At 67.6% G+C, this 18320-nt stretch carries 16 protein-coding genes; 7 read left to right on the top strand and 9 right to left on the bottom strand.

Translation table 11 applies throughout. The features are described 5' to 3' along the window. Window positions 1–99: 99 nt before the first annotated feature. Both EV649_RS22810 and EV649_RS22805 read left to right on the top strand, forming a co-directional pair. A complete protein-coding gene (locus EV649_RS22810) occupies window positions 100–1566 on the top strand; it encodes a lysine 2,3-aminomutase (RefSeq protein WP_130385590.1) in 1467 nt (488 codons plus the stop codon). A gap of 165 nt (window positions 1567–1731) precedes the next feature. Further along, window positions 1732–3414, top strand: a complete 1683-nt coding sequence (locus EV649_RS22805) for a hypothetical protein (protein WP_130385589.1) — start codon at window positions 1732–1734, stop codon at window positions 3412–3414. Between the two features lie 68 nt (window positions 3415–3482). Here the strand turns inward: EV649_RS22805 and EV649_RS22800 are convergent, their stop codons facing one another. Both EV649_RS22800 and EV649_RS22795 read right to left on the bottom strand, forming a co-directional pair. Beyond that, complete coding sequence (locus tag EV649_RS22800; protein ID WP_130385588.1) at window positions 3483–4052, bottom strand: HAD family hydrolase; 570 nt, start codon at window positions 4050–4052, stop codon at window positions 3483–3485. After that, window positions 4049–4489: an Lrp/AsnC family transcriptional regulator gene (locus EV649_RS22795; protein ID WP_130385587.1), complete on the bottom strand. Its 441-nt coding sequence runs from the start codon at window positions 4487–4489 to the stop codon at window positions 4049–4051. The genes EV649_RS22800 and EV649_RS22795 overlap by 4 nt, the downstream gene beginning before the upstream one ends. Window positions 4490–4572: 83 nt before the next feature. Between EV649_RS22795 and EV649_RS22790 the strand changes: the two genes are divergently transcribed. Continuing rightward, window positions 4573–5493 (top strand): 5'-3' exonuclease H3TH domain-containing protein, encoded by a 921-nt coding sequence (locus EV649_RS22790; protein ID WP_130386249.1) that lies wholly within the window; start codon window positions 4573–4575, stop codon window positions 5491–5493. Next, complete coding sequence (locus EV649_RS22785) at window positions 5490–6680, top strand: M20 family metallopeptidase (protein WP_130385586.1); 1191 nt, start codon at window positions 5490–5492, stop codon at window positions 6678–6680. Before EV649_RS22790 ends, EV649_RS22785 begins: the two co-directional genes overlap by 4 nt. Here EV649_RS22785 and EV649_RS22780 read toward each other — a convergent pair. Continuing rightward, window positions 6642–7790, bottom strand: a complete 1149-nt coding sequence (locus EV649_RS22780) for an MFS transporter (protein ID WP_130385585.1) — start codon at window positions 7788–7790, stop codon at window positions 6642–6644. The genes EV649_RS22785 and EV649_RS22780 overlap by 39 nt on opposite strands. A gap of 85 nt (window positions 7791–7875) precedes the next feature. Here EV649_RS22780 and EV649_RS22775 point away from each other — a divergent pair, with 85 nt between their 5' ends. Beyond that, window positions 7876–8463, top strand: a complete 588-nt coding sequence (locus EV649_RS22775; RefSeq protein WP_198682633.1) for an ABATE domain-containing protein — start codon at window positions 7876–7878, stop codon at window positions 8461–8463. 40 nt (window positions 8464–8503) lie between these two features. Beyond that, a complete protein-coding gene (locus EV649_RS22770) occupies window positions 8504–9439 on the top strand; it encodes a GNAT family N-acetyltransferase (RefSeq protein WP_130385583.1) in 936 nt (311 codons plus the stop codon). A gap of 5 nt (window positions 9440–9444) precedes the next feature. Here the strand turns inward: EV649_RS22770 and EV649_RS22765 are convergent, their stop codons facing one another. The 6 genes from EV649_RS22765 to EV649_RS22745 all read right to left on the bottom strand — a co-directional run bounded on the left by EV649_RS22765 (window position 9445) and on the right by EV649_RS22745 (window position 16211). After that, a complete protein-coding gene (locus EV649_RS22765) occupies window positions 9445–10425 on the bottom strand; it encodes a nucleoside hydrolase (RefSeq protein ID WP_157996288.1) in 981 nt (326 codons plus the stop codon). Then, window positions 10355–10840, bottom strand: a complete 486-nt coding sequence (locus EV649_RS40860; RefSeq protein ID WP_157996287.1) for a hypothetical protein — start codon at window positions 10838–10840, stop codon at window positions 10355–10357. The genes EV649_RS22765 and EV649_RS40860 overlap by 71 nt, the downstream gene beginning before the upstream one ends. 90 nt (window positions 10841–10930) lie before the next feature. Beyond that, window positions 10931–12997: an ABC transporter ATP-binding protein gene (locus EV649_RS22760; protein ID WP_130385581.1), complete on the bottom strand. Its 2067-nt coding sequence runs from the start codon at window positions 12995–12997 to the stop codon at window positions 10931–10933. Further along, window positions 12994–14727, bottom strand: a complete 1734-nt coding sequence (locus EV649_RS22755) for an ABC transporter ATP-binding protein (protein ID WP_130385580.1) — start codon at window positions 14725–14727, stop codon at window positions 12994–12996. The genes EV649_RS22760 and EV649_RS22755 overlap by 4 nt, the downstream gene beginning before the upstream one ends. Continuing rightward, window positions 14727–15398: a TetR/AcrR family transcriptional regulator gene (locus EV649_RS22750; protein WP_241998540.1), complete on the bottom strand. Its 672-nt coding sequence runs from the start codon at window positions 15396–15398 to the stop codon at window positions 14727–14729. The genes EV649_RS22755 and EV649_RS22750 overlap by 1 nt, the downstream gene beginning before the upstream one ends. Window positions 15399–15440: 42 nt before the next feature. Continuing rightward, the gene (locus tag EV649_RS22745) at window positions 15441–16211 is read right to left on the bottom strand and encodes a TetR/AcrR family transcriptional regulator (protein ID WP_130385579.1); all 771 of its coding nucleotides are present in this window, start codon (window positions 16209–16211) and stop codon (window positions 15441–15443) included. 149 nt (window positions 16212–16360) lie between these two features. Between EV649_RS22745 and EV649_RS22740 the strand changes: the two genes are divergently transcribed. Next, the gene (locus tag EV649_RS22740; RefSeq protein WP_241998663.1) at window positions 16361–18247 is read left to right on the top strand and encodes an ABC transporter ATP-binding protein; all 1887 of its coding nucleotides are present in this window, start codon (window positions 16361–16363) and stop codon (window positions 18245–18247) included. The last annotated feature ends 73 nt before the right edge of the window (window positions 18248–18320 follow it).

The following is an 18320-nucleotide window of genomic DNA, read 5'->3' as shown; positions in this document are numbered from 1 at the left end:
CCGTGACGGGAATTCTTGCGGCGTAGTGTTGGATTTGACGGACGGTCTATCGCTATCCTCGCATCAGACCGCACTAACCCGAAGCCCCGCGGAGGACCCGTGACCGACCTGATCACCCCGGAGCTGACTCGTTCCGAGCAGCCTCGCGATGGCCAGCCGTACCTGTACCGCCGCGCCGAGCTGGTCGAACCGGACTGGACCCGGCTGCCCGGCTGGAAGGACGTCACGGCCGAGGAGTGGCGCTCGGCGCAGTGGCAGCGGTCGCACTGCGTGAAGAACGTGAAGCAGCTGCGCGAGGTCATGGGCGACCTGCTCGAGGACCGGCTGTACGACGACCTCACCCGGGACCAGGCCGAGCGCGCGACGATGTCGATGCTGCTGCCGCCGCAGATGCTGAACACGATCGTTCCTTCCGGCGCGGACGACTACACGGAGGCGTTCTACGCCGATCCGGTCCGCCGCTACATGCTGCCGGTGTTCAGCGACCGCCGTACCGACTGGCCCTCGCACCCGCACGCGGCCCGGGACTCGCTGCACGAGCACGAAATGTGGGCCACGGAGGGGTTGACCCACCGCTACCCGACCAAGGTCCTCGCGGAGGTCCTGCCGACGTGTCCGCAGTACTGCGGTCACTGCACCCGGATGGACCTGGTCGGGAACTCGACGCCGGTGATCGACAAGCTCAAGTTCGTCGCGAAGCCGCAGACCCGGCTCGACGACATGCTCGACTACCTGCGCCGTACGCCGGGAGTCCGGGACGTCGTCGTCTCCGGCGGCGACGTGGCGAACATGCCCTGGCCGCGGCTCGAGGCGTTCCTCACCAGCCTGCTCGAGATCGAGAACATCCGCGACATCCGGCTGGCCACCAAGGCACTGATGGGCCTGCCGCAGCACTGGCTGTCCTCCGACGTCCTGAGTGGGGTCGAGCGGGTGGCGCGGCTCGCGCGCGATCGCGGCGTCATGCTGGCGATGCACACGCACGTGAACGCGGCGCAGTCCGTGACGCCGCTCGTCGCCGAGGCGTCGAAGGCGATGCTCGAGGCCGGTCTGCGGGACGTGCGGAACCAGGGCGTCCTGATGCGCGGCGTCAACGACTCGATCCCGCAGCTGCTCGACCTGTGCTTCGCGTTGCTCGACGGCGCGAACATCACGCCGTACTACTTCTACATGTGCGACATGATCCCGTTCTCCGAGCACTGGCGGGTGTCGGTCCGCGACGCGCAGCACCTGCAGCACGGGATCCTCGGCTACCTCCCCGGCTTCGCAACACCGCGCATCGTGTGCGACGTCCCCTACGTCGGAAAGCGCTGGGTGCACCAGCTGTCGGAGTACGACGAGGTCCGCGGCATCTCGTACTGGAAGAAGAATTACCGCACCGGCATCGAACAGCAGGACCCTGAGGCGCTGAACCGGACGTACGAGTACTACGACCCGATCGACACACTGCCTGTCGAGGGCCAGAACTGGTGGTCCCAGCACGCCGGCAACCACCTCGCCGAGGCCGAAGCCCGCGCCGCCGCCTCCCGCACCGCCGCCGAGGCCCAGAAGCTCCTCGACATCAACTAACCCCCAATCCGCCTTCGGTGCCACCTATGCAGGGGATGGCACCGAAGGCTTGCAACTTCCGGTGGGGCCGGGGGCGTTCGGTGAGCGGGGGTGGGGTTAGCATCACGCTTCGGTTGTCGGGCGGTTTGTCTGGGGCATGCCGCGATCTCGGGAGTTCTTGTGCGGGTGATCCGCAGGATATTCGGCGTACTGCTGGCCTTGATCGGGTTGATCGTCGCGGTCGTCGGTGTGGCCGCGGCGTTCTGGTTGATCGGGCCGGACAATACGGTCCAATCCGGTGAGCAGCAGCTCTCCAGTAAGGGCCTGGCGATCGCGAGTACGCCGGATCTGCTGAACCGGCATGGTCCGGTGCTGCACGTCGACGTACGGTCGACGAAGAATCAGCCGGTGTTCGTCGGTGTGGCTCGGGACTTCGACGTCAGCAGTTATCTGAAGGACATCGCGCACACGAAGCTCGTGCAGGTGCAGTATCCGATCGCGCTGTCGACGCAGGACCAGAAGGGTACGGCGGGTCCGCTCGCCGCGCCGGACACGCTCGACTGGTGGGTCGCCAAGGCGAACGGCACCGGTACGCAGTCGATCGCGTGGCCGATCGAGGACGGCCCGTACGACGTCGTCATCATGAGCGCCGACGGGAAGACGGCTCCCGACGTACAGGTCGACCTGGGCATCGAGATCCCGAAGGCGTTCATCATGTCCCTCGTGATCCTTGCCGCAGGCATCATCCTCCTTGCCGTCGGCATCCTCCTTGTCCTCTTCCGCCGCCGCTCCAGGCTCGAGCCACCCCAGAACACCAGCTACTTCCCGCCGGACGGCACGCCCGCACCTTCCCAGCATCAGCCGGGGCCGCCGCAGCAGTCCGGTGCGCAGACGGGCGGTGGCGCCGTACGGCGGGTTCTGACGGTCGGACTGGCCTTCGGACTAGTGACCGGGTGCACGGCGATCCCACAGCCGGATACCGTCAAGGCGCTGACCCGCCCGGCAATCGGCGACGCAGCCGCGGTCGCAGTGATCAAGCACTACAACGTGGTGAACAACAAGGCGAACAGCACCCGCAACAGGAATCTCATCGCGACCATCGAGGGCGGCGACCTCGTGCGGGAGAGCCAGGCCGGATACACCATCGATCAGGCCGCCAAGGCCAAGCCGGACGCCGCGTTCACCTACACGAACTCGGTGATCGGAGCACCGCAGTTCGGCGGCTATCCGATGCGTTTCGTCAGCTCGTCGGGTATCTCCGACAACAAGGCGTACCGTCACCTCGGCGTGTGGGAACGCGTCTCCGCGGGCAGCCCGTGGATGCTCAGGTTCGCCGCCGGTGTGAAGACGACCGTCAAACTGCCGGATCTCATCGGCCTGCGTCCAGCGGGCAAGGCCGACAACACCAAGCTCGCCGCTGCCCCGCAGGCCGCGGCGACCGCGCTGGCGACGTACCTGACCGCCGGAGCCAAGTCACCCAAGGCCGCCGTCTTCGTGCCGAACACCGACATCACCGGTCTGATCGCGGATCTTGCGAAGACGCGGGCAGGCCAGGCCAGCACGCCGAAGGCAGTGCGCAGTGTCACCGACGTGTTCACCGCCCCGCAGGGAGCGCCCACGTTCATGACCAAGGCAGGTACGGCGATCATGTTCGTTACGCTCACCCACGAGCACACGCTGCTGGTCGCGAACAACTACAACTTCTCGTGGGCCGCCCCACCGATGACCGCATTCAGCCCCGCAACAGCGAAGTACGAAAGCGCTCTGACCTCGACCACCCTTCACGACGTGGTCCTGCTGATCCCACCGAAGGGCAAGATCCAGGTCGCGTCGCTCGACTCTCAACTCGTAGACGCCGGCGGCTACTGAACTACTCCCCGAGTCATCTTTGAGAAGCCACCGACCGTTTTCGCGGGCGATTTTTGGTTGGTGGCTTCTCAAAGATGCTCGGCGCCGGTTGCGGCTCTCAGTTCCGCGAAAGTCTTGATGGTCGGGCCTTGCCAGGTTGGGTCGCTGTTGGCGTGTTCGAGCGTGCGGATCGTGCGCATGCCGAGGGAGGCTGCGGCGGCGCCGACCTCCGCCGAGAAGGCGGTCGCGTCGAAGTACTGAGCGAGCGGGCTGGTCGACCACTGGACCTGGGTTTCGGCGGTGATGTTGCTGACCAGCCCGATCCGCCAGCCCGCCGCCTTGAACGCGGCCAGCGTCTCCAGTGTCGCCACAGGCACCCGGCCGAGCAGCCGTTGGGCGAGCGCTCGGCGCAGGCCCGTTGCCTCCTGCACCTGTTCGTCGGTCGGCGTACCACCGCACCGCTCGGCGATCACCCGCAGTGTGCTCGGCAGATCGCCGTACGCACCGATGAACCGCTCGTACGACGACGCGTCGAACGCCCGCTGGAACGCCACGGCATCGACTCCGAGCACGGCGCCCATCCGCGCGTTGACCACGTCCCGCTCGGCGTCCCCGCCCGAGACCAGCGTGCTGAACAGGTCGCTGAGCAGGACCTTCACAGGGCCGGCGGGCGGCGTTCGTACGGCGTACTCAGCACGATCGTCGTGGTCGTGGAGACGTTCGCGCGCGCCCGGATCACGGCCAGCAGGTTCTCCAGCGCGGCCGGTGAGGCGACCCGGACGACGAGGACGTAGCTGGAGTCGCCGGCAACCGAGTAGCAGGACTCGATCTCCGGGACCTCCCGGAGCCGCTCCGGCGAGTCGTCCGGCTGCGACGGGTCGATCGGCCGGATCGAGATCAGCGCGGTCAGCGGCAGATCCAGTGCGGTGTGGTCGACGGTGGCGGCGTACCCCTGGATGATCCCGCGCTGCTCGAGCCGCTTCACCCGTTGGTGTACGGCCGACGTGGACAGGCCGGTCGCCTTGCCCAGGTCGGTGAAGCTCATCCGGCCGTCGGACGCGAGCAGCCCGACGATCTTGCGGTCCAGGTCCTCCATCCTGGAGACCCTACTGCCGCGAGCGCCCGGCATGAAAGCATCTCCCTATGGCTGAGACAGTTCCAGCGACCGGACAGCGGCTGATGCTGCTCGACACGGCGTCCCTCTACTTCCGTGCGTTCTTCGGCGTACCGGACACGATGAAGGCTGCCGACGGTACGCCGACCAACGCGATCCGGGGGCTGCTCGACTTCATCGCCCGGCTGGCCGACAACCACAAGCCGACCCATCTGGTGGCCTGCTGGGACGACAACTGGCGGCCGTCGTGGCGGGTCGCGCTGATCCCGTCGTACAAGGCGCAGCGGGTCGAGTTCGTGACGCCGAAGGGCGAGCAGGTCGAGGACGTGCCGGACCGCCTGGAGGCGCAGATCCCGTACATCCGGGCCTGCCTGGAGGCGATCGGGATCACCGTCGTCGGCGCGCCGGACCACGAGGCCGACGACGTGATCGGCACGCTGTCGCACCAGGCGACGATGCCGGTCGACGTCGTCACCGGGGACCGTGACCTGTTCCAGCTGATCGACGACAGCCGCGGCATCCGGGTCGTCTACACGGCCGCCCGCGGCGTCGGCCGGGCCGAGGTGTACGACGAGAAGGCGCTGCTGGCGAAGTACGAGGTCCCCGCTCAGCGGTACGCCGACTTTGCGACGCTGCGTGGTGACGCGTCCGACGGGCTGCCCGGCGTGAAGGGCGTCGGCGAGAAGACAGCCGCCTCGCTGGTCACGGCGTACGGCGATCTGGACGCGATCCGTGCCGCGGCCGCCGACTCGAGTACGCCGATGGCGCCCGGGGTGAAGAAGAAGATCGTGGCCGCGGCCGACTATCTCGATGTCGCGCCGAAGGTGGTCGCGGTGGCGAAGGACGCGCCGGTCGGGACGTACGACGCGACGCTGCCGCGCACGATCAAGGACCCGGAACGCTGGCTGGATCTCGTCGAACTGCTCGAGCTCGGCAGCAGCGCCCAACGCGTCATGGCGGCGCTCGATCTGGGCCCCAAAGCATGAGGACGCGTGAGCTGGCGGAGCAGTTCCGCGAGGAGATCGTCACGTTGCGCCGGGCGCTGCACCAGGTCCCGGAGTACGACCTCGACCTGCCGAAGACACAGCAGCTGATCCTGGACGCGCTCGAAGGTTTGCCGCTGGAGATCACGCTCGGCAAGGAACTGTCGTCGGTGACCGCCGTACTGCGGGGCGGTGGCGGTCCCGGTCCCGTCGTACTGCTGCGCGGCGACATGGACGCACTGCCGGTCGCCGAACGGACCGACGTACCGTTCGCATCCCTGCATCCCGGGATGATGCACGCGTGCGGTCACGACCTGCACATCGCGGGGCTCGTCGGCGCCGCGAAGGTGCTGTGTGCAATGCGGGACGAGCTGGCGGGTGACGTGGTGTTCATGTTCCAGCCGGGCGAGGAGACGACCGGTGGCGCGCCGATCATGATCCGCGAAGGGGTTCTCGACGCGGCCGGCCGGCGGGCGGATGCGGCGTACGGGCTGCATGTCGGCGCGTCCTCGCAGCCGTTGGGGATGTGGAGCAGCAGGCCAGGGTCGTTCATGGCGGCGGCCGACCAGTTGTCCGTGCGCGTTGTCGGCGCGGGCACGCACGGCTCCACGCCGTACCGCGGTAAGGACCCGATTCCGGTGCTCTGCGAGATCGTGACCGCGTTGCAGACGATGATCACGCGGCAGTTCGACGTGTTCGACCCGGTGGTTCTCACGGTCGGGCGGATCGCGGGCGGCACGAAGGAGAACATCATCCCGGACGACGCGTTCTTCGACGCGACCGTGCGGACGTTCTCCGAGGTGGGCCGGGCGAAGATCCAGGAGGCGTCGATCCAGCTGGTCGAGGGGCTCGCTGCCGCACACGGGCTGCAGGTCGAGGCGGAGTACCGGGTCGGGTATCCGGTGACGGTCAACAACGAGGCGGAGTTCAACTTCGCTCGCGACACCATCCTCGATGTCTTCGGTCCGGACCGGTTCCGCGAACGGCCGAATCCACGCTGCGGCGCCGAGGACTTCTCCTTCATCCTGCAGGAGGTCCCCGGCGTCTACCTCAACCTCAGCGCCTGCGCCGCCGCCGATCCCGACGCAGCCGCCGACAACCACTCCCCACTGGCCAACTTCGACGACTCAGTCCTTCCCGACGGCGCCGCCCTACTGGCGGAGCTCGCCGTACGCCGTCTGGCGCGCTAACGCCAGCCCGGTGAGCGCGAGTCCGAGGACTGTCGTCGCCGCGGCGACGAGGTAGATCGTGGGCAGGCCGGGTCCGGCGACGACCCGGCCGCCCAACCAGCCTGCGAAGGCGGCCGCGACCTGGTACGACGAGGCGTTGACGGCGATCGCCAACGTCGGAGCTCCGGCGGCCGCGGTGAGCACGCGCGCCTGCATGCCGGGGATCACGGAGAATCCGACTGCGCCGAGAGCGAAGACGAGCACACCGGTCAGGATCGTGACCGGGCTGAGCCGCAGGGCTGCGAGCGCCAGAACTAGCAGTGCTAGCGCGCCGAGTTGCGAAGGCAGCAGCGCACGGTCGGCGAGGCGGCCGCCCACCAGATTGCCGATCGTCGCGCCGACGCCGTACACCAGCAGCATCGGCGCGATGGCCCCCGCGGGGAATGACGCGGGGCCGGTCAACAGCGGTGCGAGGTAGGTGAACACCATCAGTACGCCGATGTTGGCGACGGCGGTGATGGTGATCGCGAGGAGCAGGTCGCGGTTGCGGAAGACGGCGAACTCCGCCAGCGCGCGGGTGCGTACGCCGGGCTGATCATTCGGAATGAACCGGGCGACCAGAATCAGTCCGGCTGCACAGCAGGCTGTGATCGCGGCGAAGGTCGCACGCCAGCCGAAGACGTCGCCGATCCAGGTGCCGAGCGGTGCGCCGAGGATCATCGCCAGATTCATGCCGAGGGCAAGCTTCGCGACGGTGGACGCCTTCTTGTCCGGCGGCGCGGAGGTGGTCGCGATGACGATCGCGTTCGCGAAGAACGTGGACGTGACCAGTGCCGTCACGATCCGTGCCGCGAACAGGACGCCGTACCCGGGAGCGACCGTGGAGAGCAGGTTGCCGGTCACCGCGACCGCGAGCAGCCCGAGGACGAGAGGTTTTCGCGGCCGGCCGGCAGTGATTGCCGTCAGCAACGGGCCGCCGACGATCATCCCCAGCGCATACGCCGTGACGAGCAGCCCGGCCGCCGGGATCGAGACCCCCAGATCCCCGGCCACGGCCGGCAGGATCCCGGCCACCACGAACTCCCCCGTGGTCACTCCGAACACGCACACCAGCAACGCCGTCAGCTTCATCTCGTCCTCACGGTTAAATGGCAGATCATCCGTGAGGAACGGTAAGTCGTTCTCACGGATGAATGCAACCTGTACCATGAGACACGTGTCGGATCCTGAGCCACCGCTGCCGCCTGCTCCTGGCGCGGACGATCACCTCGCACTCGAGTTCGCGAACACGGCGATCGCGCTGCCCGGCGGCCAGTACGTCGACCTGCTGGGTAGTCCTGCCGCAGTCAATCGCTGGCTGACAGCGCGGAACCTCGCGCCCGAGAACGCCGACGTACAGGAGATGTGCGCGACCCAGCTCCGCGCCCTCCGCGAACACGTCCGCTCGCTCTTCGCCGCCCGAATCGCCGGCGCCCCCGCTCTCCCCGCGGCCCTCGACGCCGTGAACGATGCCCTCACCCGGGTCCCGACCGCCGCGCTCCTGCGCTGGGACGACAAGACCGGCCCCTATCGCGCCACCCCTTGCCCGACGAACGAGATCCTCGAGCACGCACTGGCCACGATCTCCGCCAGCGCAGCCGACCTCCTCACCAGCGCCGAAGCCGAAACCCTCACGGCTTGCGAATCCACCCCCTGCAACCGCTACCTGATCCGCCACGGCCGCCGCCACTGGTGCTCCACCCGCTGCGGCGACCGCGTCCGAGCCGCCCGCGCCTACGCCCGACGTACCGCCAACCCGTCCTAGAATCCGCCTGAGCACAGGAGCTCACTTGACGCTGACATCGGTGACCTACCGACACCTGACCGGTCCTGAGGAGATCGAGCTGTTCTGCCGGCTCTCCTACGTCCTCGACCACGAACTGCCCGACGACTTCGCCAACGGCTGCCGGCGCCCCGAGTGGACGTGGGTGGCCCTCGACGGCGACCGGCTCCTCGCCCGGCTTTCCTGGTGGACGACCCCGGGCGGCGATGTCCCGCTGCAGTTCGACTTCTTCGACATCGACGACACGCTGCCGCGGGCCGACCGTGACGAGATCGGCCTGCGGCTGTTCGAGACGGCGAAGGCGGCGCTCTTTCCGGCGGGTGCGAAGCTGCCGGAGTACGGGCGCTTCGTCCCGCCGGACTGGCGTGAGAACGCCGCGGCCCGCGAGGTGGTCGAGTCCCGCACGCGCATCCTCGAGAGCACGGGCGCGCGGCTACTCGTCGAGCGCCTTCGGTTGCAGTGGACCCCGGAGTCTCTGCTCCCAGAGTCCAAGGGCCAGCTCGTCTTCCGCCCGGTCGCCGACCGCGAGGATCTGCTCGCTCTCATGACCCCGGTGATGGAGGGCACGCTCGACGCCCACGGCCAGGCGGACCTGGCCTCCGGACTCAGTCCGCGTGAGGCAGCAGAGCAGCACTACGACGAGGAGTTCGCCGGGTTCAAGAGCCCGCACGAGTGGTGGCGGATCGCCGAACTCCCCGACGGCGGCGGCCCGGTCGGCTTCGTGGTGCCCGCCCGCAACAACTACCACCCGATCATCGCGTACATCGGCGTACTCCCCGCACACCGCGGGCACGGCTACATCGACGAGATCCTTGCCGAGGGCACCCGCCTCCTCGCCGCCGAGGGCGTCGACCGGATCAGGGCCTCGACAGACCTCGGCAACGTGCCGATGGCCAAGGCCTTCGCCCGCGCCGGCTACGTCAACTTCGAACGCGCACTCAACTTCATCTGGGACTGAGGGCGTCAGCTCAACGCCTTCTCCAGCCAGGCCATGAAAGCCGAGTAGTCAGCCGATACCGACATCGCGATCTCAACCCCGTCGGCGCTCGGCGTCATCCGCGCAATGGAATCCAGCGCGACGCGCTCTCGCACGAAACGCACGCCCGGCCAGAGCAGCGCGGCCGCGAGCGTGAGCGCGTCATGCTGCATTGCCGGGTACTTCGCGGTCCAGCGATCGAAGTGTTCGCGCAGTACTCGCTCCCACGGGCGCGCGTCCGGTGCGGTCCACCGCTTGTAGAGCAGCGACTCCGCCGTGATCTCGATGGCCGGATTGAACGTCACGTCGGACAGCACGAACGTCGGCGGCCCCCAGCGCTCCAAAGTCGGCAGCATCCCGATCACCGCGTCCGGATCCGCCCGGAAGTTGTGCTCGGCCCGCGCCGGATTCCGGTAGTTGATCGCCCCGCCCATCTGCGTGACCACCATCCGGGCCACCAACTCCGGCCGTTCGCGCTGCAAGGTCGCCAGATTCGACAACGGCCCGATCCCCACCCACCGAGCCCGCCCCTCCAGCCCCTCAAAGACCTCACTCACCGCCGCCACGACATCCGACTCCTGCGGAGGCACGTCCGCCGGACACATCCCACCGACAACAAATCCCCGTCGATTCCCCAGATCGCCCCCCGCCACCACGCGAACATCCGACCGCCCCGCCAAATCCAGCAACCACCGCACAAACCGAGCCCGCTCCCCGCCGTACTCGTCACTGGTAACCACCAACACCAACTCAGGCACCAACCGAGCCGCCACCACCAACGCCACACTGTCATCCGGATCCCCACCAGCATCCGTATCGACGATCATCGGCGCCCGCGCGATCGCAGGCACACCGACAGCAGGCGGAGGCCCGCCAACCATCAGCGGATCGAACTCCTCAAAGGTCTCGTCCACCCATGCCAGGGCCATCCACTCTTCCACGGGATCCATCTCGCTGTCCTCGCCCATCCCCACCTCCAGCCGGTCGCATCGAAGTGAACACATTCTCGACGAACACCCGTTTGTCGCCGTCGCTCCCGCACCGGTCGTACGCGGCCCAGATCGCCTCCCTGTCACGGTCCGGCACATGTGCGCGGTCCAACGTCTTCTGCAGCGCATCCACCTGCCGGTTGTCGGCTCGGTACACGAACGAGTCAAGGAACTCCGCAAGCCGCGGGTCGGTCGATCCGCCGCTGATCCATGCGCGGATCTCGTTGCGATACCGCCCGGACCAGTCGTCCAGCCAGCGCCGGTAGTTGCTCCCGGCATCACGCAGTACGGCGACATCCCGCGCCAGATCCGCGACGGCCTTCAGGTTCACCACTTTCACGCCTTCCCGCACACGCGGCTCACGCAGCCGAGGCGACAACCGCGCCCGGCTCATCAAGTACCGCACAGTTGACGATGCCGCCGCGGAAGTTATCCACAGACCGTGTAGGACGGGGACGCTTGTGGTGCGTCCCCGTCCTTTCGATCAGCGGGCCATTGGGCGGCCGGCTGGTGCTGCTACTGGGGTGGCGATGGCGGCGGCTTCTTCGTCGATGTCTACCACTGCGCCGCTGAACTGGGCGTTGTAGAGGCGGGCGTAGGCGCCGTTCGCGGCCAGGAGTTCGCGGTGGTTGCCCTGTTCGACGATGGCGCCGGCTTCCATGACAAGGATCAGGTCCGCGTCGCGGATGGTGGACAGGCGGTGGGCGATGACGAAGCTGGTGCGGTCGGAGCGCAGGGCGGCCATGGCGCGCTGCACCAGGACCTCCGTGCGGGTGTCGACCGAACTGGTCGCCTCGTCGAGGATCAGCAACTGCGGGTCGGCGAGGAACGCGCGGGCGATGGTGAGCAGTTGCTTCTCACCGGCGCTGACGTTGCTGCCTTCCTCGTCGATGACCGTGTCGTACCCGTCGGGCAGGCTGTGCACGAAGCGGTCGACGTACGTCGCCTTCGCTGCCGCCAGCATGTCCTCCTCGGTGGCCTTCAAGTTGCCGTAGAGGATGTTGTCCCGGATCGTGCCGCCGAACAGCCACGTGTCCTGCAGCACCATGCCGATCCGCGAGCGCAGGTCGTGCCGGGTCAGGTCGATGATGTCGACGCCGTCGAGGGTGATCCGGCCGCCGTTCAGCTCGTAGAACCGCATGATCAGGTTGACCAGCGTGGTCTTCCCGGCACCGGTCGGGCCGACGATCGCGACCGTCTGGCCGGGTTCGGCGACCAGGCTCAGGTCGGTGATCAGCGGCTCGTCCGGCTTGTACGAGAACGACACGTGCTCGAACTCGACCCGGCCTCGCGAGTCCGTGACCTTCTCCGGTGTCGCGTCGTCCGGCACCTGCTCCTTGGCGTCCAGGACCTCGAACACGCGCTCCGCCGACGCCACGCCCGACTGCAGGAGGTTCGCCATCGAGGCCACCTGGGTCAGCGGCTGGGTGAACTGCCGCGAGTACTGGATGAACGCCTGGACGTCACCCAGCGACATCGTGCCGGAGGCGACCCGCAGACCGCCGACGACCGCGATCACCACGTAGTTCACGTTCCCGATGAACATCATCAGCGGCATGATCAGACCGGAGATGAACTGCGCCCCGAACGCGGCCTTGTACAGCTCCTCGTTCTTCTCCGCGAAGCTCGCCTCGATCTCCTTCTGCCGACCGAAGACCTTCACCAGTTCGTGCCCGGTGAACGCTTCCTCGATCTGACCGTTCAAGGCGCCGGTATGCCGCCATTGAGCGACGAACCGGACCTGCGAACGCTTGGCGATCGCCGCCGTCAGCACCATCGAGATCGGGATCGTGACGAGCGCGATCAGCGCCAGCAGCGGCGAGATCACGAACATCATCGTGACCACCCCGATCACCGTCAGCAGCGACGTGAGCAGCTGGCTCAGCGTCTGCTGCAGGCTGGTCGAGATGTTGTCGATGTCGTTGGTCACCCGGCTGAGCAGCTCGCCGCGCGGCGCGCCGTCGAAGTAGCTCAGCGGCAGTTTGTTCAGCTTCTCCTCGACCTCGGACCGCAGGTCGAGAATGGTCCGCTGTACGACGCCGTTCAGGATGTAACCCTGCGCCCAGGACAGGAAGAACGCCCCGGCGTACAACGCCAGCACCAGCAGCAGAACGTTGCGCAGGGCATCGAAGTCGATACCGACGCCCGGGATCAGGTCGATCCCCTGCAGCAGGTCCGCCAGCCGGCCGTTGCCGGACGCGCGGGTCTGCTCGATGATCTGTTCCTTGCTCACGCCGCGCGGGAACTGCTTGCCGATCGCGCCGGAGAAGATGATGTCGGTCGCGCGACCGAGGATCTTCGGGCCGAGCACCGACAGACCGACGCTGAAGATCGCGAGCAGCACGACCCCCGACACCTGCACCCTGTGCGGACGCAGCCGCTTGAGCAGCCGCTTCGCCGAGGGCAGGAAGTCCATCGACTTGTCCCCCGGGATCCCTCCCGGAGGCCCGAACGCGCGCCCGGTGTTCGGCCGCTCGGTCGCCTTGACCGTCTTGCTCTCGGCCGTGCTGTCCGTCTTGCCGTCCGCAGCAGGCTCTTGTGACTCGCTCATGCCGCCTCCTCCGCGGAACGCTGGGACTCGACGATCTCGACGTACGTCGGACACGTGTCGAGCAACTCCTGATGGGTGCCCTTGCCGACGATCGCGCCGTCCTCGATCACCACGATCTGGTCGGCGTCGATGATCGTCGAGACCCGCTGGGCGACGACGACCACGCAGGCGTCCCGGGTGACCGGCCGCAACGCCGCCCGCAACCGGGCGTCCGTCGACAGGTCGAGCGCGGAGAACGAGTCGTCGAACAGGAAGATCTCCGGCTTCCGGACCAGCGCCCGCGCGATCGCGAGCCGCTGCCGCTGACCTCCGGACACGTTCGTACCGCCCTGCGCGATCGGCGCGTTCAACCCTTCCGGCATCGCCTCGACGAAGTCCTTGCCCTGGGCAATCTCCAGCGCCTCCCAGAGCTCCTCGTCGGTCGCGTCCGGATTGCCGTACCGCAGGTTGCTGGCGATCGTCCCGGAGAACAGGTACGGGCGTTGCGGGACCAGACCGATCCGCTCCCACAGCGCCTCGGGCTCGATCTCCCGTACGTCGATGCCGTCGACGAGCACCCGCCCTTCGGTCGCGTCGAACAGCCGCGGCACCAGCGACAGCAACGTCGTCTTGCCGGCGCCCGTACTGCCGATGATCGCGGTCGTCTGCCCCGGCGAGGCGACGAGGTTGATGTCGTGCAGCACCGGCTCGGCCGCGCCCGGGTACTTGAACGAGGCGTGCTCGAACACTAGTTGGCCGCGACCGGTGAAGGTCTTGATCGGCGTGACCGGCGGCCGCACCGACGAGTCGGTGTCCAGCACCTCGGAGATCCGGTCCGCGCAGACCGAGGCCCGCGGCACCATGATCATCACGAACACGCCCATCATCACCGAGAACAGGATCTGGATCAGGTAGCTCAGGAACGCGGTCAGCGCGCCGACCTGCATCGTCCCGTTCTCCACCCGGGAGGCGCCGAACCACAGCACCGCGATGCTCGACACGTTCAGGATCAGCATCACTGTCGGGAACACGAGCGCCATCAGCCGGCCGGCCCGGATCGCGGTGTCGGTCAGGTTCTGGTTCGCCTCGCCGAACCGCTCGACCTCGTGCGGCTCGCGAACGAACGCCCGGACCACCCGGATACCCGCGATCTGCTCGCGCAGCACCCGGTTCACGCCGTCGATGTTCTTCTGCATCTTCCGGAACTGCGGGACCATCCGGCTCGCGATGAACCCGATACAGATCGCCAGCAGCGGTACGGCGACAGCCACCAGCCAGGACAGGCCGACGTCCTCACGGACCGCCATGATCACGCCGCCGACCATCGTGATCGGCGCGGCGACCAGCATCGTGCAGGTGGTGACGACCAGCATCTGGATCTGGGTGACGTCGTTCGTACTGCGGGAGATCAGCGTCGGAGCGCCGAACTGGTTCACCTCCCGGGCGGAGAACTCGCCGACCCGGTGGAACACCGCGGCGCGTACGTCGCGTCCGAACAGGGCAGCCGTCTTCGCACCGAAGTACACAGCCGTGATCGTGCAGGCGATCTGCACCAGGCTGACGGCGAGCATCCAGCCGCCGGTGCTCATGATGTAGCCGGTGTCACCCTTGGCGACACCGTCGTCAATGATGTCGGCGTTGAGGCTGGGTAGGTAGAGGGAGGCAATCGTCCCGACCAGTTGCAGGACGACCACCAGGAACAGGTTTCCCGCGTACGGACGCAAGTGCGTACGCAAGACGCGAAGTAACATCAATCATCCCCAGAGTCGTGATGGCGGGCACCGTCGAGCGCGAACCCGACGATGTCCTCGGAGGCCGGTGGCTGACCGGTGTGGTGCTTGCGGAGACCGTCGAACGCGAAGTCGACGATCTCCTCGGCGGTCAGCACGTGGCCGCCGGAAACCATTGGGTGGGTGGCCGAGAAGGTGAGCAGGCCGATCATCCGCACGACGTCCTCCGGCGGCAGCCGCAGTTGGTCGGCGTCCGGTCGCAGCAGGTCGGCGAACGCGGCGTTGGCCAGATCGTTCTGACGTTTGCGCCGGGCCTCGTCCATCGGTGTCGACTGCTTGAACTCGGGTGGCCGGCGGATCCGCAGCGCGAACAGCAGTTTGAACACCCGGCGCAACCGCGTCTGGCTGATCTCGACAGCGACGACGGTTCGCTCCCGCAGCGGCAAGGTGCGATCGACCTGCTCGAGCGCCCGGATCAGGTCCGAGGGGTCGAACACGGTCGCCATCGCGGCCTCGATCAGCGCGTCCTTGCTGCCGAACGCACGGAAGATCGTCCCTTCGGCGATCCCGGCCGCTTCGGCGATCTGCTTGGTGCTGACCTCGGTGCCGAACTCCTCCAGCAACGGCATCGCGGCCGCGAGGATGGCAGCGCGCCGTTCCTCGGGGGGCAGTGGGGTCGCTCGTGGGCTCACGCCGTCAAAGGTAACTGAGTGAGTACTCACTCACAACTACATTTACCCTTCCGGCGCAGTCCGGTTCCCGACCAGCGTGGACACGCCGTCCAACAGCCTTTCCAGGCCATACTCGAACGCATGTTCGGCATCGTAGGGGGCATCGAACTCATTCCCGACCGCCGTCCCGACCCGGGACGAGAGCGGGAACCTCTCCAGGTCACCGATCTGATCCAGGTGCGGCACGTGGGCCAGCCACCATTCCTTGTCCGTCATCCCGGACCGCTGGATCACCTGGCGCGCCTCGACCGCCGTACGGACGGCGCCGTGCACGTAGCCGTTGACGAGAGCGACGGTCGCGTCCATCTCAAGATCGGTGAGACCGATCCCCTCGACCGCGGTCAGCTCCCACTCGTACTTCGCCATCACGTTCGGCCCGAGCGGCGGGCGGTTGATCGCAACCTGAAGGAGCCACGGGTGCCGCAGGTACAGCTCCCGGTTCTCCCGAGCGACCTCGTCGAGCGCTGCCCGCCAGTCCCCCGGTACGACGCGACGCGGCAGCTCGCCGTACACGGTGTCGAGCATGACGTCGAGCAGCTCGCCCTTGCCCGGGAAGTAGCGGTACAGCGTCATCGCGCCGACACCGAGCTCGTCGGCGACCCGGCGCATCGACATCGCGGCCAGTCCTTCGGCGTCCGCGACCCTCAGGGCGACCGCGACGATCCCGTCGACGGTCAGCGCCGGCTTCGGCCCGCGGGTCGGCGCGGGACGGCGGCGCCACAGCAGCTCGAGACTCTTCGCGGGGTCCCCGCTGCCGCTGTGCTCCTGGTTCATGTGCGCGATTCCTTGGTAGCGGCTATTCTTCGTACAGTGTACGCAGTTGACCTCAAGTTCCGTCGAGGTTCTAGCGTGAGGTTTTGTCGGTGGTGTGCGGAATCATCGACCGTCCCAGCCGATCGATGTAGCGGAGCACAGCCGTGAGTATGGAAATGACCGCGTGGAACTCGCTCTACCACGCGATGCACGCGCAGGACGAGAAGAGATCCTTCTCCCGAGCCACTCTGCGACGGATCCTTGCCTTCGCACGACCTCACCGGCGGTATCTGGTCTCGTTCCTGGTGCTCAGCATCGGCGGTGCGGTGCTCGCGGTCGCCACGCCGGTGCTGGCCGGGCGAGTGGTCGACGCGATCGTCGGCGGCAAGGCCTTCGGCGTCGTGCTGCAACTGTCGCTGCTGATCGCGGCCATCGCGGTCGCCGAGGCCGCGCTGGGCATGGTCACCCGCTGGCTGTCCGCGAGCATCGGCGAGGGACTGATCCTCGATCTGCGGACTGCCGTGTTCGACCACATCCAGCGGATGCCGATCGCCTTCTTCACCCGCACACGGACCGGCGCACTGGTCTCCCGGCTGAACAATGACGTGATCGGTGCGCAGCGAGCGTTCAGCGACACCCTGTCCGGTGTCGTCAGCAACCTGGTGATGCTCGTGCTGACACTGGTCGTCATGTTGGGTGTGTCGTGGCAGATCACTCTGCTCGCGCTGGTCATCCTCCCGGTGTTCGTCATCCCCGCGCGCCGGTTCGGGGCCAGACTGGCCGGCCTGCAGCGGGAAGCGGCGGACTACAACGCGACCATGAGCACGCAGATGACCGAGCGGTTCTCGGCGCCCGGCGCGACGCTGGTCAAGCTGTTCGGCCGGCCGGCTCGCGAGTCACTCGAGTTCGCGGTCCGGGCGCGCCGCGTGCGCGACATCGGTGTGCGGACCGCGATGGTGCAGTGGATCTTTGTCACCTCACTGACGCTGGTGTCCGCGCTCGCGCTGGCAGTCGTGTACGGGCTCGGCGGGTTCTACGCGTTGCGTGACCAGCTCGACGCGGGCGCGGTCGTCGCGATGGCGTTGCTGCTCACCCGGTTGTACTCGCCGTTGACCGCGCTCGCGAGTGCGCGGCTCGAGGTGATGACCGCGCTCGTCAGCTTCGAGCGGGTCTTCGAGGTGCTGGACCTGGAGCCGCTCATCAAGGACAAGCCGGACGCGGGACGAGTGCCCGAGGGTCCGGTTGCGGTGGAGTTCTCCGGCGTCAGCTTCGCGTACCCGTCGGCGGACAAGGTGTCGCTGGCGTCGCTCGAAGAGGTCGCGAAGCTGGACACGCGCGGTGGCGTCGAGGTGCTGCACAATGTCTCGTTCCGCGCCGAGCCGGGGCAGATGGTCGCGCTGGTCGGATCGTCGGGTGCCGGCAAGTCGACGATCGCGCAGCTGATTCCCCGGCTGTACGACGTGGACTCGGGCGCGGTGAAGCTCGCCGGGGTCGACGTACGGGATGTGTCCGCGGAGTCGTTGCGGGAGACGCTCGGGATGGTCACGCAGGACGGGCATCTGTTCCACGACTCGATCCGGGAGAACCTGCTGCTCGCGCGTCCGGAGGCGACGGAGAACGATCTGTGGGACGCGTTGGAGCGGGCTCGTCTGGGTGAGTTGATCCGGTCGTTGCCTGATCAGCTCGACACGGTCGTGGGTGAGCGTGGGTACCGGCTGTCGGGTGGTGAGCGGCAGCGGTTGACGATCGCACGGTTGCTGCTCGCGCAGCCGCGGGTGGTGATCCTCGACGAGGCGACCGCGGCGCTGGACTCGACGAACGAGGCCGCGGTGCAGGCTGCGCTGACCGAGGCGCTTTCCGGACGTACGGCGGTGGTGATCGCGCACCGGTTGTCGACCATCCGGGCCGCCGACCAGATCCTCGTGATCGAGTCCGGGCAGATCGTCGAGCGCGGTACGCATGCGGACCTGCTCGCGGCCGGCGGACGGTACGAGGAACTGCACCGCACCCAGTTCGACCAGCCCGGGACGGAAGGCGCCGAAGCAGTTCCGGTCTGAGTTTCTTGTTGTTGTTCTTAGCGAGTGGGAGGTCGTCGGTTTGGTGGGCACGGGGCAGGAGCTGGCTGGGTGT

This window comes from Kribbella sp. VKM Ac-2569, assembly GCF_004216905.1.
Classification (GTDB): domain Bacteria; phylum Actinomycetota; class Actinomycetes; order Propionibacteriales; family Kribbellaceae; genus Kribbella.
The sequence above is the reverse complement of the archived record's forward strand: the minus strand, read 5'-3'. Positions and strand labels throughout refer to the sequence as shown.

Coding starts and splice junctions, on each gene's coding strand:
- EV649_RS22745 (WP_130385579.1), bottom strand. CDS start 16,211: ATGAACCAGGAGCACAGCGGCAGCGGGGACCCCGCGAAGAGTCTCGAG.
- EV649_RS22765 (WP_157996288.1), bottom strand. CDS start 10,425: ATGGGCGAGGACAGCGAGATGGATCCCGTGGAAGAGTGGATGGCCCTG.
- EV649_RS22780 (WP_130385585.1), bottom strand. CDS start 7,790: ATGAAGCTGACGGCGTTGCTGGTGTGCGTGTTCGGAGTGACCACGGGG.
- EV649_RS22740 (WP_241998663.1), top strand. CDS start 16,361: ATGGAAATGACCGCGTGGAACTCGCTCTACCACGCGATGCACGCGCAG.
- EV649_RS40860 (WP_157996287.1), bottom strand. CDS start 10,840: ATGAGCCGGGCGCGGTTGTCGCCTCGGCTGCGTGAGCCGCGTGTGCGG.
- EV649_RS22790 (WP_130386249.1), top strand. CDS start 4,573: ATGCTGCTCGACACGGCGTCCCTCTACTTCCGTGCGTTCTTCGGCGTA.
- EV649_RS22760 (WP_130385581.1), bottom strand. CDS start 12,997: ATGAGCGAGTCACAAGAGCCTGCTGCGGACGGCAAGACGGACAGCACG.
- EV649_RS22755 (WP_130385580.1), bottom strand. CDS start 14,727: ATGTTACTTCGCGTCTTGCGTACGCACTTGCGTCCGTACGCGGGAAAC.
- EV649_RS22795 (WP_130385587.1), bottom strand. CDS start 4,489: ATGGAGGACCTGGACCGCAAGATCGTCGGGCTGCTCGCGTCCGACGGC.
- EV649_RS22785 (WP_130385586.1), top strand. CDS start 5,490: ATGAGGACGCGTGAGCTGGCGGAGCAGTTCCGCGAGGAGATCGTCACG.